Raw genomic sequence first — 22,671 nt, forward strand, 5'->3', positions numbered from 1 at the left:
TGGTGGGGCCGGCGATTGCCGACCCCACCCGAACTGTTTACTTCAGCCGTACCGCGTCGGTGCCCGGCCCGTCCAGCATCGCCGACCCCAGCAGGATCTCCGGAATGCCGAAGCCGTCGATCAGCGTCTCGACGTGCGGACGCAGGGTGCGGCACCGCTCGTTGATTCCGCGCGTCACGGCCTTCGAACGCTCCACCGACAGGTGCCGGTGCTCCATGAACCAGGCCTTGTCCTCCTCGATGACGGACAGTGCGTAGAGATCGCACACCTCGCCGAAGAGTTCCTTCGCGGTCTCGTCCTCACACGAGTCGATGCCCGCGACGAATGCTTCCAGGATGACGCGCTCGATGTGCGCCTGAGCGGCTTTGAGCACGTGGTCCTGTACGAAGTTGAACGCGTCGAACGGGTTTTCCTCGCGCTTCTGTGCTGCCTGCAATCGCCTTGCCGCAGTGGAGAGTAGGTACTCTTCGCGATCTTCGAACATCTTCATCTGGGTGCCGCGGTTGAAGAGGCTGCCGTCCTCTTCGTTGTCCTGGCGGGTGTCGACGATCGTCTGCAGGATCTGCTGCGCTGCCGTGCGCTTCTTGACCACGTCGGAGACCGTCGTAGCGGCGAAGCGCATCCAGTCGACCGGGCTCATGCCGCGGACTTCGTCGGCGTAGGAGGTGAGTAGTTCCTTGGCAACCAACTGAGTCAGAACGTGGTTGTCACCCTCGAACGTGGTGAAGACGTCGGTGTCAGCCTTGAGTGCGGTGAGGCGGTTCTCGGCGAGATAGCCTGCGCCACCGCAGGCTTCGCGTGCCTCCTGGATGGCCCGAGTGGCATGCCACGTGTTGGCGGCCTTGAGTCCGGCGGCGCGACCCTCGAGTTCGCGCTGCTCCTGCGGATCCGGGTCGTCGCTGCTCTGGATGTCGTGCATCGCGGCAACAAGCTCGTTCTGTGCGAACTGCAGAGCATACGAGCGGGCGATCAACGGCAGCAGACGCTTCTGGTGGACGAGGTAGTCCATGATCAGGACCTCGTCGTCGCTCTTCGGAGCACTGAACTGTCTGCGCTGCAGGGCATATCGACCGGCAATGGCCAATCCGACGCGGGCGGCCGCTGCCGCCGAACCACCGACGGTCACACGTCCGCGAACCAACGTGCCGACCATCGTGAAGAAACGACGGTTCGGGTTCTCGATCGCCGAACTGTACGTGCCGTCCTCGGCGACGTCGGCGTAACGGTTGAGCAGATTCTCACGCGGGATGCGGACCTGGTTGAAGACGATGCGGCCGTTGTCGACTCCGGGTAGTCCACCCTTGAGCCCGCAGTCGGACGTCGTGACACCGGGGAGGTCGTTGCCGGCGTCGTCACGAATCGGCACGACAAAGCAGTGGACGCCCTGACTTTCGCCCCCGGTGATCAGCTGTGCGAACACTGCCGCGACGGTCGCGTGCTGGGCAGCGCCGCCGATGTAGTCCTTGCGAGAGGACGGAGTGGGGGAGTTGACGACGAACTCACCCGTCTCGACGTCGTAGGTTGCCGTGGTTTCGAGTTCCTGGACGTCGCTGCCGTGACCGGTTTCGGTCATCGCAAAGCAACCGAGCAGGTCCAGATCGATCAGCGGCTTGACGTATGCCTGGTGGTGACGCTCGGTGCCGAGGTTTTCGATGGCGCCGCCGAACAGACCCCACTGGACACCGGCCTTGACCATCAGTGAGAGGTCGGACATCGCGAGCATCTCGATGCTGGTGACGGCGCCACCCGCGTCGCCCGTTCCGCCGTGAGAGACCGCGAAACCGTTTGCGGCGTAGCCGAGATCGGCGAGGACGCGCATCTGTTCGAGAGCCTTGGAGCGCGCAATGGCGGTGTTGGGTGTGTAGTGCGGAGCAAAACGTTCGTCGTTCAATTCGCCGCGAACGCGCTCACGCACCTCCCGCCAGCGTCCGTCGAGTGTTGTCCTGAGGTGGTCCGCTGTGGTGGCCATGGAACCGACGATAGCGCGTAGCGCACCGCGGGCAACCCGGTTCGATCCCAACCCTCACATTCAGCAGGAGCCCGCGGCACCCGCTTCGATTCCTTGGCGGAAGAGTTCCTTCTCGCTCTCGGACATAGCCTGGTACGAAGGGTCGTTCTCGACGATCTTCAGGAAGTCGGCGCCCGCTGTCTGCGTCGACGTCTCGCCGCTCTGAACACGCTGCTGAACGTAGACGGACACCGCTGAACACCCTCCGAGAAACGCCGGGTCGGTGCTCGCTGCCGCGGTGGTTCGAGCCGAGTCGGTGGCGCTCGGCGGCGACGACGTTGTCGCCTTGTCGTCGTTCGAAGCGTCCGAACCACACGATGTGAGAAGAATCGCAGCCGAGACCATCAGCGTCGTCAACAGTCGCTTCATGCCGGAAATCGTCTCACGCGGGGCCCGGTTCGACCGGAAAACTCGCCTCGAGCACCGAAGTCCTACACCCTGTCGTTGTCAGATTCGACAGAACTGGGACACTGGAAGCCGTGACTGTGTCTTCCGGTGATCCCGACGTGCATGCAACGAACTCCGCTCGGCTCTTCGAACGTGCCGGCAACGTGATTCCGGGTGGCGTCAACTCGCCCGTCCGCGCGTTCGGTTCGGTCGGCGGAACACCGCGGTTCATCCGCGAGGCGTCCGGTTACACCCTCACCGACGTCGACGGAAACGATTACGTCGACCTGGTGTCGTCCTGGGGTCCGATGATTCTCGGGCACGCTCACCCGGCAGTCGTCGAAGCCGTTCGCGAAGCAGCCCTCGGTGGTCTCTCCTTCGGTGCGCCGACCGAAGGCGAAGTTGCCCTCGCCGAGGAAATCGTCGCCCGCGTCGCGCCCGTGGAAAAGGTTCGCCTGGTCAACTCCGGAACCGAAGCCACGATGAGCGCAGTCCGCCTCGCCCGCGGATTCACCGGACGCACCAAGATCATCAAGTTCTCCGGTTGCTACCACGGCCACGTCGACGCCCTTCTCGCCGATGCCGGATCGGGCCTCGCGACGTTCGGGCTGCCGACCTCTCCTGGTGTGACCGGCGCTCAAGCCGAAGACACCATCGTCGTCCGCTACAACGATCTCGATGCAGTGGCCGCGGCGTTCGCCGCCAATCCGGGCGCCATCGCGTGCGTCATCACCGAAGCTGCCGCCGGAAACATGGGCGCCGTCGCGCCGCTTCCCGGTTTCAACGAGGGTCTGCGTCGTCTCACCCGTGAGCACGGCGCGCTCCTGATCATGGACGAGGTGATGACGGGATTCCGCGTCAGCGCCTCGGGTTGGTACGGCATCGACAACGTCGCCGGCGACCTCTACACCTTCGGCAAGGTCATGAGCGGCGGCCTGCCCGCCGCAGCATTCGGCGGCCGCGCCGACATCATGGGCCACCTCGCGCCAGACGGTCCCGTCTACCAGGCCGGCACCCTTTCGGGTAACCCCGTAGCTGTCGCCGCCGGACTCGCAAGTCTGCGCGCCGCCGACGCCGAGGTGTACGCCAAGCTCGGTCGGAACGCGACCGCCCTCGGCGACCTCATGACCCAAGCACTCACCGCCGAAGGCGTCGAGCACCGAGTGCAGTACGCAGGCACCTTGGTGAGCGTGTTCTTCACCGAGAACACCGTGACCAACTACGACGAAGCCAAAGCCGCGCAGACCTGGCGATTCCCCGCGTTCTTCCACGCACTGCTCTCCCGCGGCGTGTACCCGCCGCCGAGCGCGTTCGAAGCGTGGTTCGTCTCCGCAGCACTCGATGATCGAGCATTCTCGATCATCGCCGACGCCATGCCCCACGCTGCCAAGGCCGCAGCCGCTGCCGTCAAGTCCTGACACGTTCAAGCTCGAGCAACAACCGCACGCTTCCGACATCCATCTTCTTCAGCGAGGACCCTCGACTGTGACCGACGCCGATCACCCCGACCACACGTCCACCCGCACCATCGTCCACGTCCTTCGCCACGGCGAAGTTCACAACCCGCGCGGGATCCTCTACGGACGGCTCCCGGGCTTCCGGTTGTCGGTGGCGGGCGAAGCCCAGGCGCGTGCGGTCGCGTCAGTGCTCGCCGATCACGACATCACGCACGTGGTCGCGTCGCCGCTGCAGCGAGCACAGGAAACTGCAACGCCGATCGCCGAGGCACACAAGCTCGACATCGTCACGGACGAAAACCTCATCGAGGCAGGCAACGAGTTCGAAGGTCTCAAGGTTGCCGTCGGGGACGGTGCGCTCTCACGTCCGCGTCACTGGTGGAAACTGCGTGACCCGTTCACCCCGTCCTGGGGCGAGCCCTACCTGCAGATCGCGCATCGCATGCTCGCAGCCGTCAACGCCGCACGCGTCGCGGCAGTCGGACACGAAGCCGTCGTCGTCAGCCATCAGCTTCCGGTCTGGACCCTGCGCCGATTCCTGCAGGGCGAGCGACTCTGGCACGACCCTCGTCATCGTCAGTGCGGCCTGGCCTCGTTGACTTCACTGGTCTACGAGGGCGACACCCTGGTTGACATCGTCTACTCCGAACCCGCCGGCGCCTCCGACCCGAGAGTGACAGGAGCATGATTTCGCGCCGCATCGCCGCAGCACTCGCAGTCGCTGCGTCCGCGATGCTTCTTCTCTCGTCCTGCGCGACCGGCGACGATGCCGTCGCACAGGGCGGAACTTTCGACTTCGTCTCACCGGGCGGACAAACCAAGATCTTCTACGATCCGCCGTCCGACCGAGGCACCATCGGCAAGCTCTCCGGGCCAGACCTGATGAACGAGGGCCAGAAGGTCGGCGTCGACGACTTCGAGGGCAAAGTCGTCGTCCTCAACGTCTGGGGTCAGTGGTGCGGACCGTGCCGGGCCGAAGCCGACGACCTGGAACAGGTCTACGAGCAGACCAAGGATTCGGGCGTACAGTTCCTCGGCATCAACGTCCGCGACGACACCAAGAACAAGGCGCAGGACTTCGTGGTCGACAACAAGGTCTCGTACCCGTCGATCTACGACCCGTCGATGCGTTCGCTGATCGCCCTCGGTAAGGGCTACCCCACGTCGGTCATTCCGACGACGATCGTCCTGGACCGCCAACACCGCGTCGCCGCGGTGTTCCTCCAAGAACTTCTCGCCGAGGATTTGCTGCCCGTCGTCCAGCGAATAGCTCAGGAAGACGCGCAGTAGACATGACAACCACGACCACCACGCTGCTGGCCGGCAGCGAAACACTGAGTGCCGGTGTGGGCGAGGCATTTCAGAACGCGGCGTCTTCGGGTCCGCTTCTGCTGGCCCTCGGCGCCTGCGTGCTCGCCGGTCTGGTGTCGTTCGCTTCACCGTGCGTCGTGCCGCTCGTTCCCGGCTACCTGTCCTACCTCGCCGGCGTCGTCGGTGCCGACGCTCCCGCGATCACCGCCGAAGAGGCGAAGACGCGAACGATCACCCGCAGCAGTCGCCTGAGGGTGGCCGGTGCGGCCGGACTGTTCGTCGCCGGCTTCACCGTCGTCTTCGTTCTCGCGACTGCGTCGGTGTTCGGTGTCATCTCGACTCTGCTCGTCAACCGCGAGGTTCTGATGCGTGTCGGCGGCGTGATCACGATCGCGATGGGCCTCGTGTTCATCGGACTGATCCCCGCCCTCCAGAAAGACGTTCGTTTCGAACCCCGTCGTGTCTCGTCACTGGTGGGCGCCCCGTTGCTCGGGGGAGTGTTCGCGCTGGGCTGGACGCCGTGCCTCGGACCGACGCTGGCAGGCGTGATGTCCGTAGCCGCGGGAACCGACGGGATGACCGCTGCGCGTGGTGTCACGTTGATCGTCGCGTACTGCATCGGACTCGGCCTGCCGTTCATCATCTTGGCGCTGGGATCGGCGCGAGCGCTGACCGGCGTCGGCTGGTTGCGTCGTAATGCACGCACCATTCAAATTTTCGGCGGAATCATGTTGGTGGCAGTGGGAATCGCCCTCGTCACAGGCGCGTGGGACCAGTTCGTCGGCTGGGTTCGCGACGCATTTATCTCGGAGGTGACGCTGCCGATATGACAGCTGACGACAATAACGACAACCCGAACCCCGTGCTCCCGAAGCAGTCGGTGATCGGTCGAGTCGTTGCACTCGGGCGCAACACCTGGCGCGGACTCACCTCGATGCGGACCGCGCTGGTTCTGCTGTTCCTCCTCGCGCTGGCCGCTATTCCCGGCGCTTTGCTGCCACAGCGAACCCTCAACGAGGGCAAGGTCGCCGACTACATCGCCGCGCGTCCGACGCTCGGCCCGTGGATGGACCGCCTCGAACTGTTCGACGTGTTCAGCAGCTTCTGGTTCACCGCGATCTACGCATTGCTCTTCATCTCGCTGGTCGGCTGCATCCTGCCGCGTTGCGTGGAGCACGCGAAGGCGCTGCGTACCCGTCCGGTGAATGCGCCGCGCAATCTTGCTCGCCTGCCGCACCACACCAAGAGCGTCGTCGACGGCGAGACTCCCGACGAACTCGCTGCCCGGGTGTCGAAAGAACTGCGTGGGTGGCGCGTCGAAACGCGTCGCGGCGATACGAAATCGCGCCGTGAAGGCGAGATCACCATCTCGGCGGAAAAGGGATACCTCCGCGAATTCGGCAACCTCGTGTTCCACCTGTCGTTGGTCGGATTGTTGATCGCGATCGCCGCGGGCAAGTTGTTCGGCTACGAGGGCAACCGCATCGTCATCGCCAACGACGGACCTGGCTTCTGCACCACCTCGCCGGCCGTGTTCGACTCCTTCGTCGCCGGTTTGAGCCTCGACGGCACCGGCATGACCCCGCTGTGTGTTCGTGTGAAGAATTTCCAGGCCGACTACCTCGAGACTGGTCAGGCCGAGATGTTCACCTCGGACATCTCGTATCAGGCAGGCGACGACCTCGAGTCCGATACCTGGCGGGACACGACCATCCAGGTGAACCACCCGCTGCGGATCGCCGGCGATCGTGTGTACCTGCAGGGACACGGATACGCGCCGACATTCACCGTCACGTTCCCGAACGGCGAGACCCGCACCGAGACGCTCCAGTGGCGTCCCGACGACGCCACGACGTTCCTGAGCAGTGGCGCGATGCGTTTCGACCCGCCGGGCGGCATGTATCCCGATGCGGACGAGCGTCGGAAGAATCAGATTGCCATCGAAGGATTGTTCGCGCCCACCGCTCTGTTCCACGGCAACCTTCTGTCGTCGAGCTACCCGGCGATGAACGACCCGGCAGTCGCCATCGACATCTACAAGGGCGATACCGGACTCGACACCGGCAACCCGCAATCGCTGTTCGAACTCAACACCGAACTGATCAATCAGGGTCGACTGGTCAAGCAGGATCGAGTCAATCTCTTCCCAGGGGAGAGCGCGACGCTTGCCGACGGCACCCAGGTGCGATTCGATGGTGCCGTCGACTTCGTGAACCTTCAGGTGTCCCACGATCCCGCTCAGGTGTGGGTGTTGGTTTCGGCGTTGACGATGATGGCGGGTCTGCTCGTCTCGCTCGTGATCAAGCGTCGCCGCGTCTGGGCACGTATCTATCCCGATGACGAACGACGTACTGTAGTAGAACTTGGTGGGCTTGCCCGCACCGACCACGCAGGCTGGGGCGACGAGTTCGACCGCCTCGCCGACCGCTTGCTGAAAAGCAATCCGACCACCGCGGTGAACCAACCGCACGCGCAGGAGAACGCCCGATGACAACCAACGAGACACTCGCGCAGTACAGCGACTGGGCCTTCAAGTCCGCCTTCACCGTGCTCGTTCTGGCGTTCGTGCTGCTTATCGTGCAGTACGCGTCGGCCAGAGCCAAGGCGGTTCAGGACAAGGAACTGGTCTCGGCCGGCGGAGTCGACGCTTCCGTGCCGGGCAGGGTCGCGGAGACTCCGACCAAGTCGCTCTCGGAGCGGTTCGGCGGAATGGGTCGAGCTGTCCTGGTTGTCGGAACGGTTCTGATCATCGCGTCGATCGTGCTCCGCGGATTTGCGACGGAACGGTTCCCGCTCGGCAACATGTACGAATTCGTGGCGATGGCGTGTGCGGCGTCGTTGCTGGTCGGGCACGTCCTGCTGATCAAGCCGGCGTACCGTCCGATGTGGGTCTTCCTGCTGGTTCCCGTCCTGATTCTGATGTTCCTCGCCGGCACGGTTCTCTACGCCGACGCGGCTCCCGTGGTTCCGGCGCTGCGCTCGTACTGGCTGCCGATTCACGTGACGATCGTCAGCGTCGGCTCCGGCATTTTCATGATCGGCGGTATCGCTTCCCTCTTGTTCCTGCTGCGACTGAAGTTCCCGCCCGGTGACGAAGGCTCGAGCATCGGTGGCCGGATCGCGGAGCGACTGCCGGACGCCCAGACCCTCGACCGCTTGGCCTACAAGAGCACGATCATTGCCTTTCCGCTGTTCGGCGCCGGTGTGATCCTCGGTGCCATCTGGGCGGAAGCTGCGTGGGGACGCTTCTGGGGTTGGGATCCCAAGGAGACGATGTCCTTCATCGCCTGGGTGATTTACGCCGCTTACCTCCATGCGCGAGCAACGTCCGGTTGGCGGGAGACGAAGGCGGCCTGGATCAACATCGCCGGATTCGTCGCGATGTTGTTCAACCTCTTCATCATCAACATGGTCGTGTCCGGCCTGCACTCCTACGCGGGACTCAACTGATCCTCTCGAGGTACCGTGGGTGGCTGCCGACCGGTCTGTAGGTATTACCGGTAGGTAGGTCAGGGGCGGCAACAGTTACGATGCAGCTCGGTGAGTTACTAGCTGCTTGGTAGCTGTCGGATCGACGAGGGGGAACGGCGAGATGGCCGACAAGATCGAGGACGCCGGAGCAGGATTGTGGGAGCCGGTGCGCCCTGCCGAGCCGACGCGGCGCGAGTTGCGCACATCCGCACCCGAGACGTCATCCGACTCGGTTCCCAGCGATGTTCGTAGTCTCTTCGTGGCCCCGGTCGACTCCGGTCCGCTCCAGCAGGTCGCCGGCCCGGGGCCCAGTGCACCCGCCGCTCAGCCACCGCTGACGACGCCGGCAGCTCCTGCGCCAGGCCCCAAGACCCCGGTCATCCAATATCCGGAAGCACAACCAGGCCCCGTCAACGGCCAGTTCTCGACCTCGCCAGCGATGCCGATGCAGACCTATGAACCCACGAATCGTGCAGGGTCGGTTCCGGATTCGCGAACTGGCGCTCCACAGTCCTTTCAGCACCCACAGCCCGTCCAGCACCCACAGCCCGTCCAGCACCCACAGCCCGTCCAGAGCGCGCCGCCCCTCCAGAACCAGCCCGCTCCGGCCGCGCGACCGTCCGCGGGACCACCCCAGCAACCACAGGCACTTTCTTCGCCTGCCGTTCAGCCACCCAACCCCGAGATTCGGCAGTTCGGCCACCCCGGCGCTGCGCCGGTGCAGAACGGCCACACCCTGCAATACGGTCAACCGCTGCAAAACGGGCAGGCGATACCGAACGGACAGGGGCTGCCAGTTGCTCCGGCGGCGCCGGTTCACCCTCAGATGCAGCAGAGCGGATTCAACTCCGCTCCCGGCAATCTCCCTGAGCAGGCTCTCCCCATGACGGCACAAGACCTTTCGGCCGCGCTGCTCGTCAAGCCCGTCCGACCCGCCCCGGCCGGTGGTTGGCGCAAGGCGTTGTACACGATGTCCGGCCGATCGGTGAACCTTGGAAACGGTGCAAAGGATCAGCATGTCGTCGAGTTGACGCGCCAGATCAACCAGCCCCTGCAGGGCTGCTACAAGGTTGCGGTTCTCAGTCTCAAAGGTGGCGTCGGTAAGACCACGACCACCGCGACGTTGGGATCGATGTTCGCGTCGATTCGCGGTGATCGCGTCGTCGCAGTCGATGCAAACCCCGACAGAGGAACCTTGAGCCAGAAGATCCCGCTCGAGACTCCGGCAACAGTGCGGAACCTGCTGCGCGACGAGAACAGCATCGAGAAGTACAGCGACGTCCGTGGTTACACATCACAAAATCGCCACCGGCTCGAAGTGCTTGCATCCGACAGTGATCCAGCAGTTTCAGAGGCCTTCAGCGGCGGGGACTACACGCGTACTGTCGACATGCTCGAAAAGTTCTACAGCATCGTTTTGACGGACTGCGGTACCGGATTGATGCACTCGGCGATGCAGGCCATTCTCGAAGGTGCGGACTCGTTGATCGTCGTCAGTTCCGGATCCGTCGACGGTGCACGTAGCGCCTCCGCAACACTGGACTGGCTCGATGCTCACGGTTACAGCAGGTTGGTCGCCACGTCCGTAGCCGTCATCAATGCGGTACGCCCTCGCTCGGGCAAGGTTGATCTGCCACGGGTCGTCGAGCATTTCGAGCAGCGCTGTCGAGCGGTGAGACTTATTCCGTTCGATCCGCATCTGGAAGAAGGTGCCGAAATCGATCTGGACCGGATGCGTCCAGGCACCCGCCAAGCGGTGTTGGAATTGGCCGCCGTGGTTGCGCAGGACTTTCCGACCTCCCCGTTCGGCTTTCCAGGGCGGTAACTTTCCGGGGCGGTAAGCGGTAGCCGGGTGAGCCCGGACGCTACGTCGACGTGTCAGTCGGCGGTACGTCCGGACCTTCCGTGCGCTTGCGTCGTGTTTGCTGGTTCACATTCCACAGGAATTCGGGATCGTCGTCCGGCCCGCGCACGCCGCTCACCGGGGTACGCGTCGACGGATCGGGCCCGAATGCCTTCCACATCAGAACGATCAATGTCACCAAACCCACCAACGCCAACAGATACAACACGGCGCACCTCCTCAGGGAACTGAGGTCGAGCCTACTCAGTCTCCGGCCCGCTTCACCAGAAGCGGTGTGGAGAAGGGTTTCGGTTCAGTGCGTCAGTGCTGTATCTGTCGGGTGCTGCAAGATCTGTCGGGTGCTACAAGTACTTCGAAGTGAGCTGAAGTTGCTCAGTTGTTGTCCGCTTCGGTGGTCAGTGAGCGCAGAAGCTGCATGACCTCGGTCTCACGGAATCGACGATGTCCCCCTGGCGTGCGAAGCGAGCCCAGACGTCCTGCGTGTGCCCAGCGGGTCACGGTCTTGGGATCGACATGAAACAATGCCGCTACCTGTCCTGGCGTCATGAGTGCGTCTGCGGCGGTATTGAAGGTTGGTGCGCTCATTGTGAGGTCCTCCATGTTGATGTCGAACGTTGACGAGCAGTGACTCTGAACAGTGATACCGAACCGGTGTGTCGAGCAGTTGCCAAAAACCTGCGTCGAGTTTGTTTCGAAGTCCTTCGCTCACATTCGACCGTTTTCTGAGTGGTAGCGCAATGTTTGCACAGATATAGCCGGGTAGTCGATCTTTCAAGACAAAGTAATGTTTAAGTAAAGGACAAAATGGATATAGCGGGCTTGATCCCACCCGCATTCGGAATGGGTAACCTGAGAGGGTGAGCCAGTTGTCTGAAAACCCCGAAAATGTTCCTTCTGAGCCGGTCAAAGCCAGTAAACCCTCCGCAAACTCTGCGCAGGCAAAGTCGACTGCCGGGCCGGTGACCAAGGGTCAACTGGCCCGCGACGTGGTGCTGTACTCGATCGCTCGACTGCTCTTGGTCGTCGTGATCGGTGCCGTCATCATCGGCGGTGGAAAGCTCGCCGGCACTGACGTTCCCCTGATCGTCGCGGCACTGTTCGCAGTTCTGATCGCGCTGCCACTGTCGCTGCTGCTCTTCGCGAAACTCCGCAAGCGTGTCAATGCGGGCATCGCGGCCGTCGACGCCCAGCGCCGGTCCGATCGTGACGATCTTCGCTCCAAGCTGCGCGGGGACGGGCGGTGACCACGGGGTCGCTCGACGTCGACCGTCGGACGTCACGCCAGTGGGTCGACAACGCGGTGCGGTTGATCGAAGCCGACGCGCAACGCAGCGCGGACACTCACCTGCTGCGGTATCCGCTACCGAGTAACTGGACCGTCCAGCTCTATCTGAAGGACGAGTCGACCCACATCACGGGGAGTCTCAAGCATCGACTCGCGCGGTCGCTTTTCCTGTACGCGATCTGCAACGGCTGGGTTACCGAAGAGACCACCGTCATCGAGGCGTCGTCCGGTTCGACGGCTGTCAGCGAGGCGTATTTCGCGAAGTTGCTCGGCCTGGATTTTGTCGCGGTGATGCCCGCGAGTACGAGTCCCGCCAAGATCGCCTTGATCGAGGCGCAGGGTGGACGTTGTCATTTCGTGAGCGATCCGTCCTCGATCTACTCGGAATCGCATCGGCTCGCGAGTGAGTCGAACGGCCACTACATGGACCAGTTCACCCATGCCGAGCGCGCAACGGACTGGCGGGGAAACAACAACATTGCCGAATCCATCTTCACTCAGCTCGAGCACGAGGAAAACCCGATTCCCGACTGGGTCGTCGTCGGAGCCGGGACCGGCGGAACCGGCGCCACGATCGGCCGCTTCCTTCGCTACCGGAAATTCGACACCGGACTGTGCGTCGTGGACCCGGAGCACTCCGTGTTCTTCGACGCGTGGCGGGCCGGCGATCCGTCGATCGTCGGTACTCGGGGTTCCCGGATCGAGGGCATCGGCCGTCCGCGCGTCGAACCGTCGTTTGTCGGTCAGGTGGTCGACCGAATGATCAAGGTCCCTGATGCAGGCTCGATCGCGGCCGCACGGCACGCCAGCGCCGCCCTGGGGCGCAAAGTCGGCGGCTCGACGGGTACGAATCTGTGGGGCGCCTTTGCGTTGATCGCGGAGATGATGGCGGCCGGACGCAGCGGCAGCGTCGTCACGCTGCTGTGCGACGGCGGAGAGCGTTATTCGGGCACGTACTACAACGACGAATGGGTGGCGTCGGAAGGGATCGACCTGCTCGGTCCGACAGCCGTGCTGGACGAGTTCGTACGGTCGGGTGTGTGGACGGCTAATTCCTGAGCCGCGTACTTCTGCGCTGCTGACACGTGACCACGGGCGGGGCGGCTCATCGTCACGCGTGGCCAGGCATCCAGCCCGGACGATTGCTCGTCGGTTCTGATGCGGATCAGGCCGGGGGAGAGTCTGTTCTCGGCCAGGCGCACGAACCCGAGTCGCTCGTAGTACGGCGCGTTCCACGGGACGTCGACGAACGTCGTCAGAGTCACGAGATCGTGGTGATGGTCCGCCGCCCATTCGGTGACGGCGTCGATCAGCTGGGCTCCGAGGCCTTGGCGGGCATGATCGGGGTGAACGGAAACCTGCTCGATGTGTGCGCCGCCGTCCACGATTTCGACGAGCGCGTACGCCACGGGTACGTCGTTAGCGTCGGTCTGAACCCAGATGTGCTCGGCCGCGAGGAAATCGTTCAACTCGTCGAGCGTGGGCGGTGGATCGTCTGCGATGGCGTCCATCCCGATGTCTCGGAACGGTTCGCCCGCGGCGATCTCGATCTGTTGCAGTGCGGGTAGGTCGGTGGATATGGCCGAGCGGATCACAGAAACCGTTTTACCTCGAGAGCGGAGTTTCGCCCAGCGCTAGGCCGTGTGAAACACAAACCTACGCAACCGTAGGTTGTGTATCGTTTGTCCAAGGGGCACTTCTCCAGCGAGGGCGGATCATGGGCAATCCTGAAGTTTCACTCGACAATTACGAAGCGGTGTACGAGTACTACCGCAGTCATCAGCAGAACCGGTTTGTGGCGAAGCTCGCCTACGCCGCCTTGGCGCTGAAGTACCGCCCGCGAGTGCGATACGCGCCGGGGGCGGAGGCTGCGCTGATGACCCTGCTCGAGCGCAAGACGCAATTGGTCGTGGCGGTCAATCATCTGACGGAGAGTGACCAGTTCACGCTCGCTGCGACCGCGTGGCGCACTCCGTTGCGCCGAGTGATCGGACGGACCCGGGTCCTCGCCAAAGACGAACTCTTCGTTGATCCCTCGCAGCGCAAGAAGATCGACATGATGGGCAGTATCCCGGTTTTTCGCAGCAAGAACTACGGCCTTCGCGCTGTTTCGGATGCCGGCCGAGTGATGATGGACGTCGCGGCGGAGCGTCTGGGCAATGGGGATTGTCTGGCGATTTTCCCCGAGGGGACGTGCAATACCGAAGATCCGACGCAGTTGCAGCATGTCAACAGCGGAATCGGCCACATCGTGGCCCGGGCCGAGAAGTTGGGGTGCTCGCCGGCTCTGGTGTCGATCGGCATCAACTACGGCCCGATTGCCAATGACGTCAAGGCGGCGAGTGTCTTTGTCGGAATGCCGGTCACCGAACTTCCGGACAAGCCGATGGATATCGCCCGAACTGTGCAGGCTGATCTGCAGGTGGCAGTGAACGGGGCAGTTGCAGGATACTGAGGCATGTTGTCAATTTTGGTTGACATATTCCGTCTGTCAACCTAAATTGACAAACATGACCGAAGCAACCTCTCTAGCCGCTGCCGCCGGCAGCCCGGATCCCACCGAGGGATTGCGTGCCGTTCGAGCGCTGCGACGTCTTCTCGACAAACTCGAGGCCATTCAAGTCGCCAATGCGCGCCGGCACGGATGGTCCTGGCAGGCGATCGCGGAAGCTCTCGAGGTCAGCCGTCAAGCCGTCCACAAGAAATATGCGTCCGCGCAGTCGGAATCGATGCTGCGTTCACTGCGCGAGAAGGGCAGGTAAGTGCCATGTTCGAAAGGTTCTCCGCGCAGGCGAGGGGAGTAGTCGTCGATGCTGTCGCCGGATCCGGTCCTGTCACGCCGACGGAACTTCTGACCGCCCTGCTCACCGCTGATCGGGGCATCGCCACCGAGGTGCTCACCGAGTCGGGTGTCACCCTCGACGCGATCCGCCGCGCCGGCGCCGGCTCGAAGGGCGGTGACTCGAAGGGCGGTGACTCGCACAACCTCGACGACGACGCCGAGATACTCAAGTCGATCGGCATCGATCTCGATGCGGTGCGGGAGAGTCTGGAGCAGTCGTTCGGTGAAGGTGTGCTTGACGAGACTCCTGTGCCGGACGGTGTCGATACTTCGCGGAAAGGCCGATTCGGGTTTCCTCGATCGCGATTCGAGAAGGACTCCAAGAAGGTGTTGGAACTCTCGCTCCGTGAAGCGCTCGCGCACAAGGACAATCGAATCGGTGCCGAACACATCCTGCTCGGCATCCTGCGTGTCGCCGACGGGCCCACCCGTCAGGCCCTCGAAACGCAGGTCACCATGTCGGTGATCCGTGAGCGATTGGAAGCGAAGATGAATCGCGCCGCCTAGATTCGGCACGGCTCCGCATGCACGGGGCGGGATGTGCCAGCATTCAGACATGACATTTCTGGCACGTCTCATCATCAACGGCATAGCCATCTGGCTGGCGTCGGCGTGGGTCACCGGCATCACGATCGCCAACCACGACAACGGCACCTGGGGCACGGTGCTCGTGATCGCGGTGATCGCCTTGATCTTCACGGTGGTCAACGCCTTCATCAAGCCGGTAGTGCAGCTTCTCTCGCTACCGCTGCTCATCCTGACTCTCGGACTGTTCACACTCGTGATCAACGCCCTGATGCTGATGCTGACGGCGTGGATCTCGTCCGGAACGTCCTACGGCTTGACGGTCGACGGCTTCTGGACGGCAGTCTGGGGCGCGCTGATCATCTCGATCGTGAACTTTCTGCTCAGCGCGTTCGTCCCCGACAACCGTTGAGTACGGCGAAGTTCAGGCGAGACTGAGCGCAACTGCGGTCGCGGCGCCCCAGACGAGCATGGCGAGTCCGGTGTCGCGCAACGCGGGGATCAGAGCCATTCCCTGGCCCCCTGAACGCAGCGGGGCGTTGGCTCGGATTGCGAGTGGCAACGCGAGCAATCCGAGCAATGCCCACGGAGTACGCAGGATCAGCAGCAGGGTCGCGACGAACGGGACGGCCAGCAGGATCACGTGCAGCGTGCGGGTCTTCGCGTCGCCGAGTCGGACTGCAAGAGTGATCTTTCCGGACTCGGTGTCGGTCGGGATGTCCCGAAGATTGTTGGCGACAAGCACTGCGCTCGAGAACGAACCGATGGCGATCGCTCCGGCCAGTCCGGCCAGGTCCACCCGCTCGGCCTGCACGAACTGAGTTCCCAGCACTGCGATCAACCCGAAGAAGATGAACACGGCGATCTCGCCGAACCCGCTGTATCCGTACGGCTTCGTGCCGCCGGTGTAGAACCACGCACCGATGATGCAGAACACTCCGACCGCGACCAGCCACCAGGCCGTGGTCGCCGCAAGAACGAAACCGGCTACCGCGGCAACGGCGAAGCAGCTGATCGCGGCGGCCTTCACCGCTCCGGGACTGACCAACTTCGATCCGACCAAGCGCAGTGGCCCGACGCGGTCGTCGTCCGTTCCGCGGATTCCGTCGGAGTAGTCGTTCGCGAAATTCACCCCGACGATCAAGGCCAAGGAGACGATCAGTGCCAGGAGCGCCTTCCACCACACTGCGAGGTCCAGTGACGCCGCGGCTCCGGTGCCGACCAGCACGGGCGCAATCGCGTTCGGGAGTGTGCGCGGCCTCGCGCCTTCGATCCATTGAGCAGCTGTTGCCATACGACGATCTTTGCACTGTGCAATACGATCGAACGCGGTGGATCAGCACATGACTCGAGACGTGAGTGAGCGCGCCAGGTACGCGCAGTCGGGCGCAGACCTGGCAGACATTGCCTTGCTCGGACCCGTTTCGACCAAAGTGGGCGATCGTCTGGTGCCCCTCCCTGGGCCGCGAGCTCGAACTCTCCTGGTGGCGCTGGCTCGCAATCCCGGTGAGCCACGTACCGCGCAGAGCCTGATCGACGACGTCTGGGGGCTGGAGCCGCCGCGCTCACCGATGAACGCGCTCCACACTCAGGTCTCGCGCCTGCGATCTGCACTCCCGGACGGGGCCCTCGAGGTGACGGCGGCCGGATACCGGCTCACTCTCGCTCGGGAGCGTGTCGACCTGGCCAGGGCAGCGGACGCGGCCCGTCGGTTGCGCTCGGGCGGCGCCGACGCGTCCGAGGCGCTTGCCGTCACGACCGACGCGCTGCGCCTGTGGCGCGGTACCCCCGGAAGCGACGTCGTCGGCGACGTTGCAGATCGCCTCGCGCTCGACGCGGGCCGCGTGCACGACGAACTGGAGTCGGCGCAGATCGACGCGTTGCTCACGTCGGGGGAGTACGCGGCAGCCATTCCACTGGTGCGAGGACGACACCTGGCCAGTCCATTCGACGACACCGCAGCCGAAGCACTGATGCGCGCGCTCGCCGGAGCCGGCCGCGTCAACGAGGCACTCGAGGTGTTCGCGGAGTTTCGAAACCACCTCGCCAACCGTCTGGGCGCTGATCCGTCACCTGCACTGGTGACTCTGAACGCAGAACTTCTGGGCGCGCCGGCAGCTACACCACGGGCTGCGCGTGCGATCGGTCTACGCGCTGCCCCCAACACCTTGCTCGGTCGCGATGGCGACATCGACCAGATCGAATCCTTACTCGCCCGCTCTCGCGTCGTCACGATTCTCGGACCCGGCGGTGCCGGAAAAACCCGTCTCGCACACGAATTGGGCCTGCGCGCATCCGTGAACCGGCCTGGCGTCTCGGTGGTACTCGTGGAGCTGGCGTCGTTGCGCAGCAGCGAAGACGTGATCGCGGCCATCGGCGGCACCCTCGGAATCAGCGAATCCGATCTGGCGCCAGGCAAATTGACCGTCGGCCGGACGCATTCGGCGCGAGAGCGACTCAAAGAGGCGCTGTCGGCCGGTCCGATGTTGCTCATCCTCGACAACTGCGAGCACGTGATCGGCGCGTGTTCGGAGATCGTGGCCGAGATGATCGCGGCCGGTCGTCAGCTGACGGTACTGACCACCAGTCGTTCGCCGCTCATGATCAGTGCCGAGGCGGTGTACCCGTTGCCGCCGTTGGCGATCGACGACGGAACCGGGTCGGCAGTCGAACTCTTCTCGGCGAGAGCCCGCGCGGTGCGGCCGTCCGTTCATCTGGACGTCGACGCGGTCGTCAAGCTGTGTACGACGCTCGACGGACTCCCGCTGGCGATCGAGCTCGCTGCCGCTCGGGTCCGCACGATGAGCGTCGACGAAATCGGTTCGAGACTGCGAGATCGGTTCGCGTTGTTGCGCTCCGACGATCCGACGTCTCCGGACCGGCATCGGACGCTGCACGCGGTGATCGACTGGAGTTGGAATCTGCTGGGCAGCGGGGATCAGATCGCGCTGCGTCGGCTGTGCCGATTCCCGGCAGGCTTCACGCTTTCTTCGGCGCAGGCAGTTGCAGGGTGGGGCGAGCTGACCGATGTGGCGGGCGCCGTCGGAGCTCTGGTCAATCAGTCGCTTCTTTCCGTCAGCGACGGACAGGGCGATCTTCGGTACTACATGCTCGAGACGGTCCGTGAATACGGCGAGGAGCAACTCGCCGCGTCCGGGGAGGGGCCGGAAGTGATTCGGCGCCTAGACGACTGGGCGATCGCGATCGCCGAGGACGCCGTCGTGCGATCACGAACGGACCAGCTTCGCCTGATTGCCGACTTGGACGCCGAGCACGACAACCTTCTCGCTGTTCTTCGCTGGGCCGTGGAGCGCGGCGACGCGGTTACGGTGGCCAACGTCTTTCCCGTCCTCGCGATTCTGTGGGCCGTACGAGGATCGAACTCGGAAATCTCGAATTGGGCGTCGAAGATCGTGGGGGCGACCGCGGACAACGATCTGCGCGACGTGAATGCGGAACTGGTCGGCGCGACGTTCATCCTGGTGGCGATGCATCTCTTCTTCGGGGAGGCCGATCGAAACCATGCCCGTGCGCGGGTCCGCCTTCGAAAGCTGTTGCGCGAGCGCGATGATCTCGGTCCGTTGTTCGCATTTCTCATCAAGCTGACCACGAGTGGGATCGCCAACCACAAACTTGCGCGGTTGGTGGCCGAAGGCGTTCGCAGTTCCGATCCCGAGACCCGAATGGCGGCGCTGTCGGCGCGTTCGAACATGCGGGAGAACATCGGGGATCTGCGCGGTGCATTGCTGGACGGCGAGGCGTTGTTCGACTACGCCACCAGCATCGGTGACGAGTGGGGTCTGGCGATGGCGGCCCAACATGTCGGGTCGGTTCACAGCCAATCCGCCCGCTACGGCGAGGCCATCGAGTTCTACGCGATCGCGGCGGCGTCGATGGAACGTCTCGGTGCGCGTGACGAGGCGATGCAGCTCATCTGCTTTCAAGCCGGAGCGATGATCGCGGCCGGTGACACCGCTGGTGGTCGGGTACTTCTCGATCGGGCACGCCCGGCCTTGGCCCACTCGGGTGGGACCGGAGCCATCGAAACCGATCAACGGCGCGCGGCGCTCATGGCGAGTATCGCCGAGGCGGATCTCGCGGACGGCCGTATCGAGGACGGCCTGGCTCGGTATCGAGAAGCGCTGGAGCTGTTGGGTTCTGCGATCGAGAACATCTTCGGTGATCCCTTCGTCGTTCTGCTCGGTGCCGCGGCCGTGTGCGCTCACGCGGTTCACGGCCGGCACGAACTCGTGGCGGGTCGCGTTCTGCAGATGAAGGAGTCGAGTGCTCTCAAGCTCGATCCCAACGGTTACGCGGACCTGCCGCTCGCGGGCTCGTTGGCGTCGGCGATCGGGTCGTTCGATCTTGTGACGGGCAACATCGACCGCGGGGTCGAACTGATGGCACTGTCGTTGAAAATGCCGGGGAGACAGGACTTCGTCTCGCTCCACCATGCGCGCCTGTCCGACTTCGCTGTCGGTGTGGTCGGATCCGACAGGTGGTCTGTGGAAACCGAGAAGGTGTCGGGCTACTCGCGCAGAGCGGTCCGCGAAGCAGTGTTGGCTGCGCTTCGCGGACCGGTGCTGGATTAGAGCTGGACGATGTTGCGGGACTTACGTCTTGCGCATGTACATCCGGACGGTCAGAGGTGCCATGACGGCAACGATCACCGCGGCGCCGACCAGTGACCAGACCACGTGGATGCCGAAATGGCCGTCGTTGGCCAGCTCGCGAACCGCGGTCACCAAGTGCGAGACCGGATTGACGTTGACGAACTTCTGAAGCCAACTCGGCATGGTGGCAGGATCGACGAACGCATTCGACAGGAATGTCAGCGGGAACAGCACGAGCATCGAAACGCCCTGCACCGTGGACGCTTTGTTCATCAGCACGCCCATGAGGGCGAAGATCCAGCTGATGGAGAACGCACACACCATGACCAGGATCGCAGCGGACAGGATGCCGACCACGCCGCCTGCCGGGCGGTATCCCATCGCGAAACCGACGATGAACGTGATCGTCGTGGCGATGCCGTAACGCACGACGTCGGCGAGCAATGCACCGGACAGCGGGGCGATGCGCGCGATTGGAAGGGACTTGAAGCGGTCGAACACACCCTTGTCCATGTCTTCACGAAGCTGGGTGCCCGTGACGATGGAACCGGTGATGACGGTCTGAACGAGAATGCCGGGGATGATCGTCGGCAGGTAGGCCGTCACGTCACCGGCGATCGCGCCGCCGAAGATGTAGGTGAACATCAACGTGAAGATGATCGGCTGGATGACGACGTCGAACAGTTGCTCGGGGTTGTGCTTTATCTTGAGAATTCCGCGGTACGCCATCGTGAACGTGTTCGCGAAGCTCTGCTGCAGACTGATCCGGCGGGGCGCAGAGTCCGGCTGCGCAATCGGCGACCGGGGTTTGGTGAGGGTGGTTGTCATGCGACGCTCCGATCGGAGTCGTTGTCGGACTGGGCGTCGTTGCGTCCACCGTCTTCGGGCTGGTGCCCGGTGATGGTCAGGAACACTTCGTCCAGGCTGGGTTTCTGTACGTTGATCTCGTCGACGGCGATACCTTGCTCGCGCAGGCGGATCAACAGGTCCGCGGTGATCGACGGGTCGCTCAGCGGGGCGGTGATCCGACCTACCTCGGGCGTGACACCCACCTCGACGCTCAGCGCAGCGGCGATGAGCGAGCGAGCTTCCTCGGTTCGATCACGATCGACCAACTTGAGCTGTAGCGAAGAGATCCCGACCGACGCCTTGAGTTCGTCGGCGGTGCCGTTGGCGATCACGCGGCCGCGGTCGATCACCGCGATGCGATCGGCCAACTGATCGGCCTCGTCGAGGTACTGCGTGGTGAGCAACACCGTCGAACCCTCTGCGACGAGTCGCCGGATGGTCACCCACATCTGGGCGCGGGTGCGCGGATCGAGGCCGGTGGTGGGCTCGTCGAGGAACAGCAGCGGCGGGCGAGCGATCAGGCTGGCCGCCAGATCCAGGCGTCGACGCATACCGCCGGAGAAGTTCTTCAGCGGTTTGGTCGCGGCCTCGACCAGGTCGAACTCCTCGAGGAGTTCGAGGGACTTGCTGCGTGCGTCGCGGCGGCTCAGACCGAGTAGTCGCGAGAAGATCACGAGGTTTTCGGTTGCAGTGAGGTCCTCGTCGACGGAGGCGTACTGCCCGGTGACGCCGATCAGGGAACGGACCGCGGTGGGTTCACGGCTGACGTCGTGGCCGAAGATGCGTGCCTCACCGCCGTCGGGGCGTAGGAGGGTCGCGAGCATGCGGACGGTGGTGGTCTTGCCGGCACCGTTCGGCCCGAGGACGCCGAACACCGAGCCGGTGGGGACGGTCAGGCTGACGCCGTCGACCGCGCGGTGCTCGCCGAACTTCTTGACGAGTCCGTCGGCCTCGATGGCAAGAGGCGAAGCTGTGTGGTTCATGGGATGAAGCTTGGCAGATCGATCTTGCATGGACCTTGCGTGGAACTTGCGGTTACTTGCACAGCGCGCGAGGTCGGTGCTCCACAACCGGCAAACACTCCCCAGACGGATCTTGCTCGTCGGTCCGCGGGCGCGGTGGCATCAGGCTCGCTGCATGGAAATTCTCACGCGGGCACAGGCACACCGCGACGGCACCAGCGACGAACAGTTGCAACGAGCGGTCAAGCGAGGTGAGCTGCACCGAATTGCGGCGGGGATCTACATGCGGGCCGATTACTTCCGCGAACTCGATGCGAGAGCACGCCATCGCTGCGCTGTCATGGCAGCCGCCGAAACCTGTGGACCCGGCGCAATCGTGAGCCATGCTTCGGCAGCCGTCATGCACGGTTTGGATTGCGGCGGATTGCGATTGGACACCGTACACATGACGCGTAGCCGACCCTCGGGTGGGCGGAAGAGCCAGACCTTGCATCTTCACCCGGCGGTGGTCCCGCCCGAGGAAGTCGTGCTGATCGACGGTGTCGCAACCACGTCGTTGGCGCGAACGTTCGTAGACCTCGCGCGGACGACGTCGTTCGAGAACGCCGTGGTGATCGGTGATTGCGCCCTGCGACGCGGGATGAGACGTGAGGACGTCGACGCCTCGCTCGATCATGCGCGCGGACGGCTGGGGATGAGCCGGGCGCGGGTCGTGGCCGAGTCCGTCGAACCGGGTGCCGAGAGTCCCGGGGAGTCCATCAGCCGCGTACGGATGCGCGACCACGGTTGGCTGAAGCCGACTTTGCAGCACGAGATCCGTCACGGTGGACGGTTTGTCGGAAGGGTCGACTTCTTCTGGAAAGAGCACGGTGTGGTGGGCGAGTTCGACGGGATGGTCAAGTACCGCGGCGACGATCCGGGTAGGGCGGTGGAGCGCGAGAAACTGCGCGAGGACGCGATTCGGGACGCGGGGTTCGAGGTGTTCCGGTGGGTATGGGCGGATCTGCGCGACTTCGAACGCGTCCGGGAAAGGTTCGAGCGGGCTTGCCTCCGCGGAGCCGCGCGCTGATTGTGCAGCCGCACCCCTGATCAGGCCT

At 63.9% G+C, this 22,671-nt stretch carries 23 protein-coding genes; 15 read left to right on the plus strand and 8 right to left on the minus strand.

Features of this window, described 5'->3' with window-relative positions; translation table 11 throughout:
- Positions 1-37: 37 nt before the first annotated feature.
- Both V3587_RS14490 and V3587_RS14495 read right to left on the minus strand, forming a co-directional pair.
- The gene (locus V3587_RS14490; RefSeq protein WP_283376741.1) at positions 38-1,969 is read right to left on the minus strand and encodes an acyl-CoA dehydrogenase family protein; all 1,932 of its coding nucleotides are present in this window, start codon (positions 1,967-1,969) and stop codon (positions 38-40) included.
- Between the two features lie 60 nt (positions 1,970-2,029).
- On the minus strand, positions 2,030-2,377 hold the full coding sequence (locus V3587_RS14495) for a hypothetical protein (protein WP_095970366.1): 348 nt from the start codon (positions 2,375-2,377) through the stop codon (positions 2,030-2,032).
- Positions 2,378-2,487: 110 nt separating this feature from the next.
- On the opposite strand from V3587_RS14495, the gene hemL reads away from it, so the two are divergent.
- The 7 genes from hemL (at position 2,488) to V3587_RS14530 (ending at position 10,459) form a co-directional block, all read left to right on the plus strand.
- A complete protein-coding gene (hemL, locus tag V3587_RS14500; RefSeq protein WP_095970365.1) occupies positions 2,488-3,813 on the plus strand; it encodes a glutamate-1-semialdehyde 2,1-aminomutase in 1,326 nt (441 codons plus the stop codon).
- Positions 3,814-3,880: 67 nt separating this feature from the next.
- Positions 3,881-4,540, plus strand: a complete 660-nt coding sequence (locus V3587_RS14505; RefSeq protein WP_003941868.1) for a histidine phosphatase family protein — start codon at positions 3,881-3,883, stop codon at positions 4,538-4,540.
- A complete protein-coding gene (locus tag V3587_RS14510) occupies positions 4,537-5,142 on the plus strand; it encodes a TlpA disulfide reductase family protein (RefSeq protein WP_124568204.1) in 606 nt (201 codons plus the stop codon). The genes V3587_RS14505 and V3587_RS14510 overlap by 4 nt, the downstream gene beginning before the upstream one ends.
- Before the next feature lie 2 nt (positions 5,143-5,144).
- The gene (locus V3587_RS14515; protein WP_095970363.1) at positions 5,145-5,993 is read left to right on the plus strand and encodes a cytochrome c biogenesis CcdA family protein; all 849 of its coding nucleotides are present in this window, start codon (positions 5,145-5,147) and stop codon (positions 5,991-5,993) included.
- Positions 5,990-7,654 (plus strand): cytochrome c biogenesis protein ResB, encoded by a 1,665-nt coding sequence (resB, locus tag V3587_RS14520; protein ID WP_283376740.1) that lies wholly within the window; start codon positions 5,990-5,992, stop codon positions 7,652-7,654. The genes V3587_RS14515 and resB overlap by 4 nt, the downstream gene beginning before the upstream one ends.
- A complete protein-coding gene (gene ccsB / locus V3587_RS14525; protein ID WP_050656206.1) occupies positions 7,651-8,613 on the plus strand; it encodes a c-type cytochrome biogenesis protein CcsB in 963 nt (320 codons plus the stop codon). Before resB ends, ccsB begins: the two co-directional genes overlap by 4 nt.
- Before the next feature lie 466 nt (positions 8,614-9,079).
- Positions 9,080-10,459 carry a MinD/ParA family ATP-binding protein gene (locus tag V3587_RS14530; RefSeq protein WP_411742234.1) on the plus strand — a complete coding sequence of 460 codons (1,380 nt, stop codon included), beginning with the start codon at positions 9,080-9,082 and terminating at the stop codon, positions 10,457-10,459.
- Positions 10,460-10,499: 40 nt separating this feature from the next.
- On the opposite strand, the gene V3587_RS14535 is transcribed toward V3587_RS14530, so the two are convergent.
- Together V3587_RS14535 and V3587_RS14540 are read right to left on the minus strand one after the other, a co-directional pair.
- Positions 10,500-10,706, minus strand: a complete 207-nt coding sequence (locus tag V3587_RS14535) for a hypothetical protein (RefSeq protein ID WP_019744349.1) — start codon at positions 10,704-10,706, stop codon at positions 10,500-10,502.
- 164 nt (positions 10,707-10,870) lie between these two features.
- Entirely contained in the window at positions 10,871-11,083 is a 213-nt protein-coding gene (locus V3587_RS14540) for a BldC family transcriptional regulator (RefSeq protein ID WP_003942029.1), read from the minus strand.
- A gap of 272 nt (positions 11,084-11,355) precedes the next feature.
- Here V3587_RS14540 and V3587_RS14545 point away from each other — a divergent pair, with 272 nt between their 5' ends.
- The gene (locus tag V3587_RS14545; protein ID WP_411742233.1) at positions 11,356-11,742 is read left to right on the plus strand and encodes a DUF4229 domain-containing protein; all 387 of its coding nucleotides are present in this window, start codon (positions 11,356-11,358) and stop codon (positions 11,740-11,742) included.
- Positions 11,739-12,842: a PLP-dependent cysteine synthase family protein gene (locus V3587_RS14550; protein ID WP_166811174.1), complete on the plus strand. Its 1,104-nt coding sequence runs from the start codon at positions 11,739-11,741 to the stop codon at positions 12,840-12,842. The genes V3587_RS14545 and V3587_RS14550 overlap by 4 nt, the downstream gene beginning before the upstream one ends.
- Here V3587_RS14550 and V3587_RS14555 read toward each other — a convergent pair.
- Positions 12,740-13,378, minus strand: a complete 639-nt coding sequence (locus V3587_RS14555) for a GNAT family N-acetyltransferase (RefSeq protein ID WP_283376739.1) — start codon at positions 13,376-13,378, stop codon at positions 12,740-12,742. The two genes, V3587_RS14550 and V3587_RS14555, sit on opposite strands and share 103 nt — an antisense overlap.
- A 122-nt stretch (positions 13,379-13,500) precedes the next feature.
- Here V3587_RS14555 and V3587_RS14560 point away from each other — a divergent pair, with 122 nt between their 5' ends.
- From V3587_RS14560 to V3587_RS14575, 4 genes are read left to right on the plus strand one after another with little or no spacing between them, the layout of a single operon-like run.
- Entirely contained in the window at positions 13,501-14,238 is a 738-nt protein-coding gene (locus tag V3587_RS14560) for a 1-acyl-sn-glycerol-3-phosphate acyltransferase (protein WP_283376738.1), read from the plus strand.
- Positions 14,239-14,293: 55 nt separating this feature from the next.
- The gene (locus tag V3587_RS14565) at positions 14,294-14,545 is read left to right on the plus strand and encodes an HTH domain-containing protein (protein ID WP_095970357.1); all 252 of its coding nucleotides are present in this window, start codon (positions 14,294-14,296) and stop codon (positions 14,543-14,545) included.
- Between the two features lie 5 nt (positions 14,546-14,550).
- Positions 14,551-15,132, plus strand: a complete 582-nt coding sequence (locus tag V3587_RS14570; protein WP_283376737.1) for a Clp protease N-terminal domain-containing protein — start codon at positions 14,551-14,553, stop codon at positions 15,130-15,132.
- A 49-nt stretch (positions 15,133-15,181) separates the two neighbouring features.
- Positions 15,182-15,562 carry a phage holin family protein gene (locus tag V3587_RS14575; protein ID WP_003941998.1) on the plus strand — a complete coding sequence of 127 codons (381 nt, stop codon included), beginning with the start codon at positions 15,182-15,184 and terminating at the stop codon, positions 15,560-15,562.
- Between the two features lie 12 nt (positions 15,563-15,574).
- Here V3587_RS14575 and V3587_RS14580 read toward each other — a convergent pair whose 3' ends face one another.
- On the minus strand, positions 15,575-16,444 hold the full coding sequence (locus V3587_RS14580) for a 1,4-dihydroxy-2-naphthoate polyprenyltransferase (protein ID WP_166811182.1): 870 nt from the start codon (positions 16,442-16,444) through the stop codon (positions 15,575-15,577).
- A gap of 49 nt (positions 16,445-16,493) precedes the next feature.
- On the opposite strand from V3587_RS14580, the gene V3587_RS14585 reads away from it, so the two are divergent.
- Positions 16,494-19,742, plus strand: coding sequence for a BTAD domain-containing putative transcriptional regulator (locus V3587_RS14585; protein WP_283376736.1), 3,249 nt, complete (start codon positions 16,494-16,496; stop codon positions 19,740-19,742).
- Between the two features lie 21 nt (positions 19,743-19,763).
- Here V3587_RS14585 and V3587_RS14590 read toward each other — a convergent pair whose 3' ends face one another.
- Together V3587_RS14590 and V3587_RS14595 are read right to left on the minus strand one after the other, a co-directional pair.
- The gene (locus tag V3587_RS14590; protein WP_095970354.1) at positions 19,764-20,591 is read right to left on the minus strand and encodes an ABC transporter permease; all 828 of its coding nucleotides are present in this window, start codon (positions 20,589-20,591) and stop codon (positions 19,764-19,766) included.
- Positions 20,588-21,595, minus strand: a complete 1,008-nt coding sequence (locus tag V3587_RS14595; RefSeq protein WP_095970353.1) for an ATP-binding cassette domain-containing protein — start codon at positions 21,593-21,595, stop codon at positions 20,588-20,590. Before V3587_RS14595 ends, V3587_RS14590 begins: the two co-directional genes overlap by 4 nt.
- Before the next feature lie 154 nt (positions 21,596-21,749).
- Between V3587_RS14595 and V3587_RS14600 the strand changes: the two genes are divergently transcribed.
- Complete coding sequence (locus V3587_RS14600) at positions 21,750-22,643, plus strand: hypothetical protein (RefSeq protein ID WP_283376735.1); 894 nt, start codon at positions 21,750-21,752, stop codon at positions 22,641-22,643.
- The last annotated feature ends 28 nt before the right edge of the window (positions 22,644-22,671 follow it).

Origin of the sequence: Rhodococcus sp. IEGM 1306 (assembly GCF_036541985.1) — a bacterium.
Classification (GTDB): Bacteria; Actinomycetota; Actinomycetes; order Mycobacteriales; family Mycobacteriaceae; genus Rhodococcus_F; species Rhodococcus_F qingshengii.